Source organism: Pseudomonas protegens, from assembly GCF_013407925.2.
Lineage (GTDB): Bacteria > Pseudomonadota > Gammaproteobacteria > Pseudomonadales > Pseudomonadaceae > Aquipseudomonas > Aquipseudomonas fluorescens_AP.
Window position 1 is genome coordinate 1,779,659 of the sequence record NZ_CP060201.1, and the last position, 14,246, is coordinate 1,793,904.

Genomic DNA, 14,246 nt, shown 5'->3' on the forward strand with positions numbered 1-14,246 from the left:
CCACGGTGAGACGCGTTAATATCTGAAACTATTTTTCCTACAGGGATTGGTAACTTGGCTGGATACCCCCATCCTGTCGCGCACAATCCACGAGGTGATTGATGCGCGCCAACATGTCTGATTCACAAGACAGCGATACCACCGCTACCGCCACTCAACCTGTGACAGCCACTCGCTTGCGCTGGCTGGACCTGTTGAGCAAATACCGCCAGCCACTGGGCCTGGCCGTTACCCTGTTGCTGTTCGCCATTGCCCTGATCGCTTGCCGTCATTTGCTCAGCGAACTGGACTTCTACGCGCTGCACGACTCGATCCTCGAGGTGCCCAAGCCGGCCCTGCTCGGCGCCCTGGGCGCGACCATCGTCGGCTTTATCATTCTGCTGGGCTACGAGTGGTCCGCCAGCCGCTATGCCGGCGTCAGCCTGCCCGGTCGCACCCTGGCCCTGGGCGGCTTCACCGCCTTCGCCATCGGCAACGCCATCGGCCTGTCGCTGCTGTCCGGCGGCTCGGTGCGTTATCGCCTGTACGCGCGCCACGGGCTGGGGGCCTCCGATGTCGCCCACATGACCCTGTTCGCCAGCCTCTCCCTGGGCTGCGCCTTGCCACCGCTGGCGGCCCTGGCCACCCTGAGCAACCTGCCGGCCGCGTCGGCGGCCCTGCGCCTGCCCGAGAGCCTGTTGGCCGGTATCGCCCTGGCCATCCTGCTGCTGGGCGCGGTACTGGCTGTCGGCATCTATCGCCGACGCCTGCCGGAGCAGCCCCTGCGCGATAACCTGCTGGTCCGGGTCGGACGCCGCACCCTGCGCCTGCCAGGACGCCGCCTGACCTTCCTGCAACTGATCATCACCGCCCTGGACGTCGCCGCAGCCGCCACCGTGCTCTACCTGCTGCTGCCGGAAGCACCGCCCTTCGGCGCCTTCCTGCTGGTCTACCTGCTGGCCCTGGCCGCGGGCGTGCTCAGCCACGTGCCAGGTGGCGTCGGGGTGTTCGAAGCGATCCTGCTGGCGGCCTTCGCCGACAAGCTCGGTGCCGCGCCGCTGGCCGCCGCGCTACTGCTGTACCGCCTGATCTACGTGGTGCTGCCAATGCTGGCGGCCTGCATCCTGCTGCTGATCAACGAAGCCCAGCGCCTGTTCCAGACCCGGCAATCGCTGCGGGTAGCGTCCGGCCTGGCAGCGCCAATTCTGGCGGTGCTGGTGTTCCTGTCCGGCGTGGTCCTGCTGTTCTCCGGCGCCACCCCGGAAATCGATACCCGCCTGCAACACATCGGCTTTCTCATTCCCCATCGCCTGGTGGACGCTTCGCACTTCGGCGCCAGCCTGATCGGCGTGCTCTGCCTGCTGCTGGCCCAGGGCCTGCGTCGGCGCCTGTCGGCGGCCTGGATGCTCACCACCATTCTATTGCTGGTGGGCGCCGTGCTTTCGTTGCTCAAGGGGTTCGACTGGGAAGAAGCCTGCCTGATGACCCTCACCGCCAGTCTGCTGGCGGTGTTCCGGCGCTCGTTCTATCGTCCCAGCCGCCTGACTGAACTGCCCTTCTCGCCGCTGTACCTGGTGGCCAGTGTCTGCGTGCTCGGCGCCTCCATCTGGCTGCTGCTGTTCGCCTATCAGGACGTTCCTTACAGCCATCAACTGTGGTGGCAGTTCACCCTCGACGCCGACGCCCCTCGTGGCCTGCGCTCGCTGCTGGGCGCCGCGGTGCTGCTGCTGGTGGTGTCCCTGACCTGGCTGCTGCGCACCGCGCGCCCGGTGATCCACCTGCCCACCCGCGAGGAGCTGGACAAGGCGGCGCAGATCCTCATGGCCTCGTCCCAGCCCGACGGTGGCCTGGCCCTGACCGGCGACAAGGCGCTGCTGTTCCACCCCAACGACGACGCCTTCCTGATGTACGCCCGTCGCGGCCGCAGCCTGGTGGCGCTGTACGACCCCATCGGCCCGACCCAGCAGCGCGCGGAAATGATCTGGCAGTTCCGCGACCTGTGCGACGTGCACCATGCGCGCCCGGTGTTCTACCAGGTCCGGGCGGAAAACCTGCCCTACTACATGGACATCGGCCTGACCGCGATCAAACTCGGCGAAGAAGCCCGGGTCGATCTCAAGCGCTTTGATCTCGAAGCCAAGGGCAAGGAGATGAAAGACCTGCGCTACACCTGGAACCGCGGCACCCGCGACGGCCTGTCGCTGGAGATCCACGAACCCGGGCAAGCGCCGATGGACGAGCTGAAGGTCATCTCCGACGCCTGGCTGACCGGCAAGAACGTCCGCGAGAAAGGCTTCTCCCTGGGCCGCTTCAGCGACGACTACCTCAAGTACTTCCGCATCGCCATCATTCGTTTCGAAGGACGCCCGGTGGCCTTCGCCAACCTGCTCGAAACCTACAGCCACGACCTGGCCAGCCTCGACCTGATGCGCGCGCACCCGGACGCGCCGAAGCTGACCATGGAATTCATGATGGTCGGCCTGATCCAGCATTATAAAAATCATGGATACGCCCGTTTCAGCCTGGGCATGGTGCCGCTGTCCGGCCTGCAACCCCGGCGTGGCGCGCCGTTGACCCAGCGTCTGGGCTCGATGGTCTTCCGCCGTGGCGAGCAACTGTATAACTTCCAAGGTTTGCGCCGCTTCAAAGACAAGTTCCAGCCCGACTGGGAACCCCGTTACATGGCTGTGCCGGCCGGGCTTGACCCGCTGGTAGCACTGGCCGACACCGCCGCCCTGATCGCAGGCGGCCTGACTGGATTGGTGAAACGCTGATGATTCAACGCTCTTGGCGGTATCTGCTGGCCACACTGGTGGTGCTGGCTGTGATGGCGGGTGGCGGCTACTGGTGGTGGAACCGCCCCGCCCCTGAACCGACCCTGGAACAACTGACCCAGGCCGACGGCTCGACCCTGACCCGTGTGACCCCGGGCACCAAGGCCAAGGCCCGGGTGGTGGTGGCGGTGCTGCCTGACGCCACCCTGACCGACAAGCAACTGCTGGCCCTGAGCCGCAGCGGCGCGGCGCAGATTGTCCAGGTGGTCCTGCCCAAGGACGACTGCAAGCTGCAGGAACAAGCCCTGCAAGACGCCCTGCCCCAGCTCAGTGGCCCGGCCACCCTGGTCAGCGGCATCGGCCCGGGCGCGGCCCTGGCCTGGCGCTGGATCGCGACCCAGAACGACGACAAGGCCCAGGCGGTGTCGGTAGGCTTCACCATCAACCCGGCCCCCGGCTGCACCGATCCACTGCCCAAGACCCTGGCCCACGGCCACTGGCTGGTGGCCTGGAACGACAACCCGGATGACGAAAGCGCCGGCTTCGTGCGTGACACCCCCAACGCCACCACCAGCATCAGCGACTACGACATCCACCTGCCCCAGGTGCTGAACAACGAGCTGCGCAAGCTGCTGGTGGGTTCGGAAAACGGCGGCCTGAGCATCCCCGTGGTGGAAGTCCCGGCCGGCCAGGCCAAGGACACCGTGACCCTGTTCCTCTCCGGCGACGGCGGCTGGCGCGACCTGGACCGCGACGTGGCCGGCGAGATGGCCAAGATCGGCTACCCGGTGGTGGGCATCGACACCCTGCGCTACTACTGGCAGCACAAGACCCCGGAACAGAGCGCCATCGACCTCACCGAGCTGATGCAGCACTACCGGCAGAAGTGGGGCACCAAACGCTTCGTGCTGACCGGCTACTCCTTCGGCGCCGACGTGCTGCCGGCCATCTACAACCGCCTGCCGGAAGCCGAGCAACAGCGCATCGACGCCATTATCCTGCTGGCCTTCGCCCGCACCGGCAGCTTCGAGATCGAAGTCGAAGGCTGGCTGGGCAACGCCGGCAAGGAAGCCGCCACCGGCCCGGAAATGGCCAAGCTGCCTGCGGCCAAGGTGGTGTGCATCTATGGCGTGGAAGAGGTCGACGAAAGCGGTTGTACCGACAAGACCGCCGTGGGTGAAGCCATGAAGCTGCCAGGGGGCCATCACTTCGATGAGAACTACCCGGCACTGGCCAAGCGCCTGGTGGATGCCATCGAGAAGCGTCAGGTCAAGGATCAGGCTACTGCTCAAGAATGAGCTGAGCCTCGCTCCATAAAAGCCCCCGCAGCCTTGAAGCTGCGGGGGCTTTTTTACATCAGCTGCCCCGTTGAAGACGGCTTAATTGCGGATGACTACCGCGCAGCTTGTAGGCAAACTCCGAGAGTTGCGTAAGGGGTGCGTTTTGGGCACTTTGCTGCCTTGTTGGCCTTGGCTTCGACGGGCTAGGCTCCGGGAGTCGCTGAGCATTCAGTGACCGGGCTTGGAAACCCGAAGAACCTTGGCAACTAGCGCCCCGCTTGATTGCAGATAAATTTTGCGCCTGCAATCCATCTGTTATGGCGGCTGTGCGTGGGAGACCTTCGGGTCTGCCGGTTTCCTTGGTTTCCGGTTTTCCAACCTGCGCATAGCTGCCACCCATTCGCTTGGAAACGAACGTGGTAGCTCCTCAAACCTTGGAGTTGAACCATGAACAATACAAACCCGCCTCAACTTTCAAATCTTAAAACAGTCGGCTTAAGCACTTTCCTTTACTGCTCGGAACGCCCGCTGTTCCAGGTCTGCCCCGGCCTGCCCATCGGCGACGCCCTGGCCCAAGCCTCCGATCTGCTGTCCCTGGCCAAGGCCTTCGCCGAGGACGCCGCCTACAGCAAGGACAGCGACCGTCACGCCTGGGCCGCGCACTACCTGACCGCCATGGGCAAGGCGGTGGTGGACGATGTGGTGCAGGCGCTCGCCGCGTAACGCGCGAGGGGCGGTCTCGCGAAAGCGTTCTGTTATCGGCATTGATGTTGGCTGTCGGGCCGTTATCGCGAGCAAGCTCGCTCCTACAGGGTCCGTGAAACGAAAAAGCCCCCGCTGCCGGCAGGCAACGGGGGCTTTTAGGGGCTCGGGTTTATATCTCGACCTGGGTGCCCAGTTCGATCACCCGGTTCACCGGCAGTTTGAAGAAGCGCAGGTTGCCGTTGGCGTTCTTCAACATGAAGGCGAACAGCGCCTCGCGCCAGCGGGCCATGCCTTCGAGCTTGGAGGCGATCACCGTCTCGCGGCTGAGGAAGTAGGTGGTGCGCATCGGGCTGAAGTCCAGTTCATCCAGGTGGCACAGCTTGAGGGCTTCCGGTACGTCCGGCTCGTCGGTGAAACCAAAATGCAGGATCACCCGGAAGAAGCCTTCGCCGTAGGAATCCACCTCGAAACGCCGCTGCGCAGGGACCCGGGGAATGTCCTCGTAGACCACGGTCAACAGCACCACTTGCTCATGCAGCACCTGGTTGTGCAGCAGGTTGTGCAGCAAGGCGTGGGGCACGGCGTCCGGACGCGCGGTGAGGAACACTGCGGTGCCCTGGACCCGATGCGGCGGCTGCACGCGGATGCTGCCGATGAAGATCGGCAGCGGCAGCCCGCCTTCGTCCAGGCGGTCCACCAGCAGCTCCTTGCCGCGTTTCCAGGTGGTCATGAGGATGAACAGCACGATCCCCGCCAGTACCGGGAAGGCACCGCCCTGGACGATCTTCGGCACGTTGGCGGCGAAGAACAGCCCGTCCACCAGCAGGAAGCCCACCAAAATCGGCACGGTCAGCACCGGCGGCCATTTCCACAGCAGCAGCATCACCGCCGACACCAGGATGCTGGTGATCAGCATGGTCCCGGTCACCGCCACGCCGTAGGCCGAGGCCAGGGCGCCGGAGGACTCGAAACCGAGCACCAGCAGGATCACGCCCACCATCAGCGACCAGTTGACCGCGCCGATGTAGATCTGCCCCTGCTCGGCACTGGAGGTGTGCTGAATGTACATGCGCGGGATGTAGCCCAGTTGGATCGCCTGACGGGTCAGGGAGAAGGCCCCGGAAATCACCGCCTGGGAGGCGATCACCGTGGCCAGGGTCGCCAGCACCACCAGCGGAATCAGGGCCCAGCCCGGCGCCAGCAGGTAGAACGGGTTGCGCGCTGCGTCGGGGTTCTCCAGCAGCAACGCGCCCTGGCCGAAGTAGTTCAGCACCAGGGCCGGCAGCACCAGGGCGAACCAGGCCCGGGCAATCGGCTTGCGACCAAAGTGGCCCATGTCGGCGTACAGGGCCTCAGCGCCAGTCAGCGCCAGCACCACGGCGCCGAGAATGGCCACGCCCATGCCGGGATGGACGATGAAGAAGCGCACGCCCCACACCGGGTTCAGTGCCTGCAGCACTTCCGGATGCTGGAGAATGCCGTTGACCCCCAAGCCGCCCAGCACCAGGAACCAGGCCACCATCACCGGGCCAAACAGCTTGCCGATGCGGTCGGTGCCGTGTTTCTGGATCAGAAACAGCGCCACCAGCACCACCAGCGCCATGGGCACCACCCAGTGCTCCAGGCCGCTGAACGCCAGTTCCAGCCCTTCCACCGCCGACAATACCGAGATCGCCGGGGTGATCATGCTGTCGCCGTAGAACAAGGCGGCGCCGATCAAGCCGAGAATCACCAGCACCGAACGCAGGCGTGGATAGGAGCCGGCCGCACGCCGGGCCAGTGCCGTCAGGGCCATGATGCCGCCCTCGCCCTGGTTGTCGGCGCGCAGGATGAACAGCACGTACTTGATCGAAACGACCCAGATCAACGACCAGAAAATCAGCGCCAGGATGCCAAACACCCCATCGTGGTTGACCTGAACGCCATAACTGCCGGAAAACACCTCTTTGAGGGTATAGAGCGGGCTGGTGCCAATATCGCCGTACACCACCCCGACCGCCGCCACCAGCATCCCCAGAGGCTTAGCCCCGGAGTGCTCGCCACTCACCGCCTGACCATTTGCCTGACCCATCAATGACTCCTACTACCAAGACCGGGGCTTCTTATATAGAAAGCGTAAGGTTATACAAGGCCTATTCTCTAAACTTGTGCAGTTTTACAGGTCACTTGCAGATTTTTATTACCACTGAGTGCCTAACTTACGCCGCATGAAAACCACCGGGCATAACGCGAGGAAGCATAGTCCAGCGCTCGTCGTATTTCCCCTGCATAAAGCTGGTCAAGCGCGTCGACCATCGCTAGAATTGCGCACTTTTTGATCAGAGGCGCAGCCAGCGCCCAACTGTCGCACTTGCCCCCCAAGTGGCTCGACACCCAATACCGAGGTTAGACATGTCCACCCCCTCCGCGCCGGCCAACCCGAAAGTCGGCTTCGTATCCCTGGGTTGCCCAAAAGCTCTGGTCGACTCCGAGCGCATCCTCACTCAACTGCGCATGGAAGGCTATGACGTGGTGTCCACCTACCAGGACGCCGATGTCGTGGTGGTCAACACCTGCGGTTTCATCGACTCGGCCAAGGCCGAATCCCTGGAAGTGATCGGCGAAGCCATCAAGGAAAACGGCAAGGTCATCGTCACCGGCTGCATGGGCGTCGAAGAAGGCAATATCCGTGACGTGCACCCCAGCGTGCTGGCCGTGACCGGTCCGCAGCAGTACGAGCAGGTGGTCAATGCCGTGCACGAAGTGGTGCCGCCGAAACAGGACCACAACCCGCTGATCGACCTGGTGCCGCCGCAAGGCATCAAGCTGACCCCGCGCCACTACGCCTACCTGAAGATTTCCGAAGGCTGCAACCACAGCTGCAGCTTCTGCATCATCCCGTCGATGCGCGGCAAGCTGGTCAGCCGCCCGGTGGGCGATGTGCTCGACGAGGCCCAGCGCCTGGTCAAGTCCGGGGTCAAGGAACTGCTGGTGATCTCCCAGGACACCAGCGCCTACGGCGTCGACGTCAAGTACCGCACCGGCTTCTGGAACGGCGCGCCGGTGAAGACCCGCATGACCGAGCTCTGCGAAGCCCTGAGCACCCTGGGGGTCTGGGTACGTCTGCACTACGTGTACCCGTACCCGCACGTGGACGAGCTGATTCCGCTGATGGCCGCCGGCAAGATCCTGCCGTACCTGGACATCCCGTTCCAGCACGCCAGCCCGAAAGTGCTCAAGGCCATGAAGCGTCCGGCCTTCGAAGACAAGACCCTGGCGCGGATCAAGGCCTGGCGCGAGATCTGCCCGGAGCTGATCATCCGTTCGACCTTTATCGTCGGCTTCCCCGGCGAAACCGAGGAAGACTTCCAGTACCTGCTCAACTGGCTGACTGAAGCCCAGCTGGACCGTGTTGGTTGCTTCCAGTACTCGCCGGTGGAAGGCGCTCCGGCCAACGACCTGGACCTGGAAGTGGTCCCGGACGAGGTCAAGCAGGACCGTTGGGAGCGCTTCATGGCGCACCAGCAGGAAATCAGCTCGGCGCGCCTGCAACAGCGCATCGGCAAAGAGATCGAAGTGCTGATCGACGAAGTGGATGAGAATGGCGCCGTGGGCCGCTGCTTCTTCGATGCCCCGGAGATCGACGGCAATGTGTTCATCGACGGCGCGGGCGACCTGAAGCCGGGCGACAAGGTTTGGTGCCGGGTCACCGACGCCGACGAATACGACCTCTGGGCCGAAACCCTGTAAGGCGTAAAAAAACTGCCAAGCCCCGCTCTCGTCACGAGATGCGGGGCTTTTTTCGGTCTATCGTTAGCCCTTGCCAATCACCTCAGGGGCACACCGCATGCGCCACCACTCGGTCATCCACACCCCCAAACTCAGCGACTACCCGGAACTGGTGCGCGTCTGGGAAGCCTCGGTGCGCGCCACCCACGACTTTCTTCCGGACAGCTATATAGAGCAGCTGAGGAACCTGGTGCTGACCCGCTACCTGGACGCGGTGATGTTGATCTGTACCCGGGATCAGCGCCAGCGCATCACCGGTTTTGCTGGCGTGGCGGCGGGCAAGATCGAGATGCTGTTCATCGACCCGGCCCATCGTGGCCAGGGCCTGGGCCGACAATTGCTGCACTACGCGGTGGAGCACTTGAACGCCTATCAGTTGGACGTCAACGAACAGAATCCCCAGGCCTTGGGTTTCTACTTCAAGCAGGGGTTCGAAGTGGTCGGCCGCTCGGAACAGGACGGCCTGGGCCAGCCCTACCCGCTGCTGCACATGCGCCTGAAACAGCCGCAGCGACAGGCCTTGCGCGGCTAAAAGCCACAGCCGGCAAATGGACCCGCGATTAACCGGCGCCAGGCAGGTACAATAGCCGCCCTCTTTTGATACGGCCCCTGACATGACTGACCCGATTCGTCTCTCCAAACGCCTCATCGAACTGGTCGGCTGCTCCCGCCGGGAGGCTGAGCTGTTCATCGAGGGCGGCTGGGTCACCGTAGACGGCGAAGTCATCGACGAACCGCAGTTCAAGGTCGGCGCGCAAACCGTCGTGCTCGACCCCGAGGCCAAGGCCACCGCACCGGAGCCGGTGACCATCCTGCTCAACGTACCCGCTGGCCAGGACCTGGACAGCGCCCTGCAATCCATCAGCGCCGACAGCCTGTCGGACGAGCACCGCTACGGCAAACGTCCGCTGCGCGGGCACTTCCTGCGCCTGACCGCCAGTGAAGACCTGCAGCCCAACGCCAGCGGCCTGCTGGTGTTCACCCAGGACTGGAAGGTGCTGCGCAAGCTGACCGCGGACGCGGCCAAGATCGAGCAGGAATACGTGGTCGAGGTCGAAGGCGAGATGATCGACCACGGCCTCAACCGCCTGAACCACGGCCTGACCTACAAGGGTCGCGAGCTGCCGCCGGTCAAAGCCAGCTGGCAGAACGAAAACCGCCTGCGCTTCGCTCTGAAGAACCCGCAGCCGGGGGTGATCGCGCTGTTTTGCCAGGCCGTCGGCCTCAAGGTCGTCGCCATTCGCCGCATCCGGATCGGCGGCGTGTCCATCGGCAAGGTGCCGCTGGGCCAGTGGCGCTACCTGTCGGCCAAAGAGAAGTTCTAAAGCCGCCCCCATTCAGACGCCGTGCCCTGGCACGGCGCTCCACGCGCATTGATCAGGACTGTAACCATGATTCATAACGATGTACTGCGCAGCGTGCGCTACATGCTCGACATCAGCGACAAGAAGGTCGTGGACATCATCAAGCTCACCGGCTTCAAGGTCAGCCTGAACGACATCGTCAGCTACCTGAAGAAGGACGAGGAAGAAGGCTTCGTGCACTGCCCGGACGAAGTCATGGCGCACTTCCTCGATGGCCTGGTGATCTTCAAGCGCGGCAAGGACGAAAGCCGTCCGCCACTGCCGATCGAACTGCCGGTGACCAACAACATCATCCTGAAGAAGCTGCGGGTGGCCTTCGAACTCAAGGAAGAGGACATGCACGCGGTGCTCAAGGCCGCCGACTTCCCGGTGTCCAAGCCCGAGCTGAGCGCGCTGTTTCGCAAGTTCGGCCACACCAACTACCGCCCCTGCGGCGACCAGTTGCTGCGCAACTTCCTCAAGGGCCTGACCCTGCGGGTTAGAGCTTAAGACAGCTGCAAGCTTCAAGCTGCCCGTTCAACGCTTGTAGCTTGCGGCTTGTGGCTCAAAGCTTGAGGCTTGCCAAATGACCTACAGCGTTTCCCCCATCGGCTTCGTGCGCTCCTGCTTCAAGGAGAAGTTCGCCATCCCGCGCCAGCCGCAACTGGCGCCGGCCGCTCGCGGCGTATTGGAACTGGTGGCGCCCTTCGATCAGGGCGATGCGGTGCAAGGGCTGGAGCAGGTCAGCCATGTCTGGCTGCTGTTCCTGTTTCACCAGGCCCTGGAAGACAAGCCGCGGCTCAAGGTGCGCCCGCCGCGCCTGGGGGGCAACAAGTCCATGGGGGTCTTTGCCACCCGCGCCACCCACCGCCCCAATGGCATCGGCCAGTCGGTGGTGAAGCTGGACAAGGTCGAGGCCAATCGCCTATGGATCTCCGGCATCGACCTGCTGGACGGCACGCCGATCCTCGATATCAAGCCCTACGTGCCTTACGCCGACATCATTCCCGCAGCGAGCAATGAGATCGCCAGCGCCGCACCGCAGATTATTCCGGTGCAGTGGCAGGACAATGCCCGGCAACAGGCTCAGATCCACGCTCAGCGGCTCCAGGAGCCCCTAGTGGAACTGATCGAACAGTGCCTGGCCCAGGACCCGCGTCCGGCCTATCAGGTGCCTACTGCCGAGCGGGAATACGGCGCGCAGTTCTGGGACCTTGATGTGCGCTGGCATTACCCCGAGCCGGGGCTGATCCGGGTGCTGGAAGTGGTCCCGGCGGGCTGAACCGCGGAAACGAAAAAGCCCGCGTTGCCTTTCCAGGCAACGCGGGCTTTTCTGTATTCGGGAGATCGCGCCCAATCAGCACCAATGCGCTGCTTGGGCGATCTTCGCGAGCAAGCTCGCTGCTACTTTTCGACGAAGGCGCGTTCGATCAGGTAGTCGCCCGGTTCGCGCATGCGCGGCGAAACGGTCAGGCCGAAGCTGTTGAGCACTTCGCTGGTTTCTTCCAGCATGCTCGGGCTGCCGCACAGCATGGCGCGGTCGTCCTGCGGGTTGATCGGTGGCAGACCGATGTCGCGGAACAGCTTGCCGCTGCGCATCAGGTCGGTGAGACGGCCTTCGTTCTCGAACGGCTCGCGGGTGACGGTGGGGTAGTAGATCAACTTCTCACGCAGTGCTTCGCCGAAGAACTCGTTCTGTGGCAGATGCTCGGTGATGAACTCGCGGTAGGCGACTTCGTTGACGTAGCGAACGCCGTGGCACAGGATCACTTTTTCGAAACGCTCGTAGGTTTCCGGATCCTGGATCACGCTCATAAACGGCGCCAGGCCGGTGCCGGTGCTGAGCAGATACAGGTGTTTGCCCGGCTTCAAGTCATCCAGCACCAGGGTGCCGGTAGGCTTCTTGCTGATGATGATCTCGTCGCCTTCCTTCAGATGCTGCAACTGGGAAGTCAACGGACCGTCTGGAACCTTGATGCTGAAGAATTCGAGATGCTCTTCCCAGTTCGGGCTGGCAATGGAGTAGGCACGCATAAGCGGACGGCCATTGGGCTGTTGCAGGCCGATCATCACGAACTGACCGTTCTCGAAGCGCAGACCCGGGTCGCGGGTGCACTTGAAGCTGAACAGAGTGTCATTCCAGTGATGAACACTGAGGACACGCTCGTGGTTCATGTTGCTCATGTACGGGGGCTCCTAGAAATTGCCTGCGCTGACCATGAGCGCAATTGCACAGCATTCTAATGGCGGCGACAATATCTGTTAACTGGATTATTAAGATAAGGGTTATCGGTTATATCGATATGCGATTTACTCTCCGTCAACTGCAAGTCTTCGTCGCCGTCGCCCAGCAAGAGAGTGTTTCTCGTGCTGCGGGGCTGCTGTCCCTATCGCAATCCGCGGCGAGCACCTCAATCACCGAACTCGAACGCCAATCCAGTTGCCAGCTGTTCGACCGTGCCGGCAAGCGCCTGAGCCTCAACGCCCTGGGCAAACAGCTCTTGCCACAAGCGGTGGCGCTGCTGGACCAGGCCAAGGAGATCGAGGACCTGCTCAACGGCAAGTCCGGCTTCGGCTCGCTGTCGGTGGGCGCAACCCTGACCATTGGCAACTACCTGGCCACCCTGCTGATCGGCAGCTTCATGCAGGTGCACCCGGAGAGCCAGGTGAAGCTCCATGTGCAGAACACCGCGCATATCGTGCAACAGGTGGCCCACTACGAAATTGATCTGGGTCTAATCGAAGGCGACTGCAGCCACCCGGATATCGAGGTACAGACCTGGGTCGAGGATGAGCTGGTGGTGTTCTGCGCGCCCCAGCATCCACTGGCCAAACGCGGTCACGCCAGCATGGAGGAGTTGACTCACGAAGCCTGGATTCTCCGCGAACAGGGCTCAGGCACCCGCCTGACCTTCGACCAGGCCATGCGTCATCATCGCAGCGCGCTGAACATCCGTCTGGAACTGGAGCACACCGAGGCGATCAAGCGCGCGGTGGAGTCGGGATTGGGAATTGGCTGCATCTCCCGCCTGGCGCTGCGCGATGCGTTTCGCCGCGGCAGCCTGGTGCCGGTGGAAACGCCGGGCCTGGATCTGGCCCGGCAGTTCTACTTCATCTGGCACAAGCAGAAGTACCAGACCTCGGCCATGCGCGAATTTCTCGAACTGTGCCGTGCCTTTACCGCCGGGGTACAGCGCAGCGACGAGATCGTCCTGCCGAGCATTCCTTAGATCAGGATCACCGCCCAGACGATAGTGATCATGCTCAAGGCGACAAACTGCGCGGCACTGCCCATGTCCTTGGCGTTCTTGGACAGTGGGTGGCGATCCAGGGAAATGCGATCGATCGCCGCCTCAACAGCCGAATTGAGCAGCTCGACAATCAGCGCCAGCAGGCACACGGCAATCAGCAGCGCGCGCTCGACCCGGCTGACATGGAGCAGAAAGCTCAAGGGAATCAGGATCACGTTGAGCAGCACCAGTTGACGAAAGGCTGCCTCGCCGGTGAAGGCGGCGCGCAAGCCATCGAACGAATAGCCGGCGGCGTTAAGGATGCGTTTAAGACCGGTTTGACCTTTGAAAGGCGACATAAGCAGGGCAACTGAAGAAAAAGGAGTGGGGAAGCTAGTTCAACCAAAGTCAAAAAAGCGTGAACCAACGGCCGGTTAATGGCTGGAAATTGACTCAAGTTGTTGCAAGAGCAAAGCCGCCTGGGTGCGGGTGCGAACCCCGAGTTTGCGGAAAATTGCCGTCACGTGAGCCTTGATCGTCGCTTCCGACACACTCAGTTCATAGGCGATCTGCTTGTTCAGCAAACCTTCACAGACCATGGTCAAGACCCGGAACTGCTGGGGCGTCAGGCTGGCCAGGCCTTCGCTGGCGGCCTTGGCTTCCGCGGAAACACTGACTTCTTCAAACGCTTGCGGCGGCCACCAGACATCACCGTCCAGCACACTGCGCACCGCCTCTTGAATGACTTCCAGGGAACTGGACTTGGGAATGAAACCGCTGGCCCCAAACTCGCGGGAACGGACCATGACGGAGGCTTCTTCCTGGGCCGAGACCATCACCACCGGAATCTGCGGGTATTGCCCGCGCAACAGCACCAGGCCGGAAAAGCCGTAGGCGCCGGGCATGTTCAGATCCAGCAGGACCAGGTCCCAGTCGGCTTTTTCGGTAAGGCGGGTTTCCAGTTCGGCGATGCTCGCCACTTCCACCAGACGCACATCAGGCCCCAGGCCCAGGGTGACGGCTTGATGCAGCGCACTGCGAAACAGCGGGTGGTCATCGGCAATCAGGATTTCGTATGTGGCCATTTTTCAAATGATCCTGTTTTTCATGGCAGGACTGATGCATTCAGCCCTCATCCAGGCAACACGAGTGCTCGCCAGAGTGCGA

At 62.8% G+C, this 14,246-nt stretch carries 13 protein-coding genes; 9 read left to right on the top strand and 4 right to left on the bottom strand.

Features of this window, described 5'->3' with window-relative positions; translation table 11 throughout:
* Positions 1–101 precede the first annotated feature (101 nt).
* From mprF to GGI48_RS08395, 3 genes are all read left to right on the top strand, one after another.
* Positions 102–2,753, top strand: coding sequence for a bifunctional lysylphosphatidylglycerol flippase/synthetase MprF (gene mprF / locus GGI48_RS08385; protein WP_047302148.1), 2,652 nt, complete (start codon positions 102–104; stop codon positions 2,751–2,753).
* Positions 2,753–4,051: a virulence factor family protein gene (locus GGI48_RS08390; RefSeq protein WP_103741509.1), complete on the top strand. Its 1,299-nt coding sequence runs from the start codon at positions 2,753–2,755 to the stop codon at positions 4,049–4,051. The genes mprF and GGI48_RS08390 overlap by 1 nt, the downstream gene beginning before the upstream one ends.
* 429 nt (positions 4,052–4,480) lie before the next feature.
* A complete protein-coding gene (locus GGI48_RS08395; protein WP_179597840.1) occupies positions 4,481–4,756 on the top strand; it encodes a DUF3077 domain-containing protein in 276 nt (91 codons plus the stop codon).
* A 151-nt stretch (positions 4,757–4,907) separates the two neighbouring features.
* On the opposite strand, the gene GGI48_RS08400 is transcribed toward GGI48_RS08395, so the two are convergent.
* Positions 4,908–6,749, bottom strand: coding sequence for a potassium transporter Kup (locus GGI48_RS08400; RefSeq protein WP_409565398.1), 1,842 nt, complete (start codon positions 6,747–6,749; stop codon positions 4,908–4,910).
* Positions 6,750–7,129: 380 nt separating this feature from the next.
* Between GGI48_RS08400 and rimO the strand changes: the two genes are divergently transcribed.
* From rimO to tsaA, 5 genes are all read left to right on the top strand, one after another.
* Complete coding sequence (rimO, locus tag GGI48_RS08405) at positions 7,130–8,467, top strand: 30S ribosomal protein S12 methylthiotransferase RimO (RefSeq protein WP_047284184.1); 1,338 nt, start codon at positions 7,130–7,132, stop codon at positions 8,465–8,467.
* Between the two features lie 97 nt (positions 8,468–8,564).
* Positions 8,565–9,038: a GNAT family N-acetyltransferase gene (locus tag GGI48_RS08410; protein ID WP_016966058.1), complete on the top strand. Its 474-nt coding sequence runs from the start codon at positions 8,565–8,567 to the stop codon at positions 9,036–9,038.
* A gap of 82 nt (positions 9,039–9,120) precedes the next feature.
* Positions 9,121–9,831 (top strand): rRNA pseudouridine synthase, encoded by a 711-nt coding sequence (locus tag GGI48_RS08415; RefSeq protein WP_016966059.1) that lies wholly within the window; start codon positions 9,121–9,123, stop codon positions 9,829–9,831.
* 66 nt (positions 9,832–9,897) lie between these two features.
* The gene (locus GGI48_RS08420) at positions 9,898–10,359 is read left to right on the top strand and encodes a DUF1456 family protein (protein WP_016966060.1); all 462 of its coding nucleotides are present in this window, start codon (positions 9,898–9,900) and stop codon (positions 10,357–10,359) included.
* 76 nt (positions 10,360–10,435) lie between these two features.
* The gene (gene tsaA / locus GGI48_RS08425; protein ID WP_047302132.1) at positions 10,436–11,131 is read left to right on the top strand and encodes a tRNA (N6-threonylcarbamoyladenosine(37)-N6)-methyltransferase TrmO; all 696 of its coding nucleotides are present in this window, start codon (positions 10,436–10,438) and stop codon (positions 11,129–11,131) included.
* Positions 11,132–11,253: 122 nt separating this feature from the next.
* Here the strand turns inward: tsaA and fpr are convergent, their stop codons facing one another.
* On the bottom strand, positions 11,254–12,033 hold the full coding sequence (fpr, locus tag GGI48_RS08430; protein WP_016966062.1) for a ferredoxin-NADP reductase: 780 nt from the start codon (positions 12,031–12,033) through the stop codon (positions 11,254–11,256).
* Between the two features lie 119 nt (positions 12,034–12,152).
* Here fpr and GGI48_RS08435 point away from each other — a divergent pair, with 119 nt between their 5' ends.
* Positions 12,153–13,079, top strand: coding sequence for a LysR family transcriptional regulator (locus GGI48_RS08435; protein WP_016966063.1), 927 nt, complete (start codon positions 12,153–12,155; stop codon positions 13,077–13,079).
* On the opposite strand, the gene GGI48_RS08440 is transcribed toward GGI48_RS08435, so the two are convergent.
* On the bottom strand, positions 13,076–13,444 hold the full coding sequence (locus tag GGI48_RS08440; RefSeq protein ID WP_177431284.1) for a diacylglycerol kinase: 369 nt from the start codon (positions 13,442–13,444) through the stop codon (positions 13,076–13,078). The two genes, GGI48_RS08435 and GGI48_RS08440, sit on opposite strands and share 4 nt — an antisense overlap.
* A 69-nt stretch (positions 13,445–13,513) precedes the next feature.
* Positions 13,514–14,164: a response regulator transcription factor ErdR gene (gene erdR, locus GGI48_RS08445; protein WP_016966065.1), complete on the bottom strand. Its 651-nt coding sequence runs from the start codon at positions 14,162–14,164 to the stop codon at positions 13,514–13,516.
* Positions 14,165–14,246 lie beyond the last annotated feature (82 nt).

Coding starts and splice junctions, on each gene's coding strand:
- fpr (WP_016966062.1), bottom strand. CDS start 12,033: ATGAGCAACATGAACCACGAGCGTGTCCTCAGTGTTCATCACTGGAAT.
- rimO (WP_047284184.1), top strand. CDS start 7,130: ATGTCCACCCCCTCCGCGCCGGCCAACCCGAAAGTCGGCTTCGTATCC.
- mprF (WP_047302148.1), top strand. CDS start 102: ATGCGCGCCAACATGTCTGATTCACAAGACAGCGATACCACCGCTACC.
- erdR (WP_016966065.1), bottom strand. CDS start 14,164: ATGGCCACATACGAAATCCTGATTGCCGATGACCACCCGCTGTTTCGC.
- GGI48_RS08435 (WP_016966063.1), top strand. CDS start 12,153: ATGCGATTTACTCTCCGTCAACTGCAAGTCTTCGTCGCCGTCGCCCAG.
- GGI48_RS08415 (WP_016966059.1), top strand. CDS start 9,121: ATGACTGACCCGATTCGTCTCTCCAAACGCCTCATCGAACTGGTCGGC.
- tsaA (WP_047302132.1), top strand. CDS start 10,436: ATGACCTACAGCGTTTCCCCCATCGGCTTCGTGCGCTCCTGCTTCAAG.
- GGI48_RS08410 (WP_016966058.1), top strand. CDS start 8,565: ATGCGCCACCACTCGGTCATCCACACCCCCAAACTCAGCGACTACCCG.
- GGI48_RS08395 (WP_179597840.1), top strand. CDS start 4,481: ATGAACAATACAAACCCGCCTCAACTTTCAAATCTTAAAACAGTCGGC.
- GGI48_RS08390 (WP_103741509.1), top strand. CDS start 2,753: ATGATTCAACGCTCTTGGCGGTATCTGCTGGCCACACTGGTGGTGCTG.
- GGI48_RS08400 (WP_409565398.1), bottom strand. CDS start 6,749: ATGCTGGTGGCGGCGGTCGGGGTGGTGTACGGCGATATTGGCACCAGC.
- GGI48_RS08420 (WP_016966060.1), top strand. CDS start 9,898: ATGATTCATAACGATGTACTGCGCAGCGTGCGCTACATGCTCGACATC.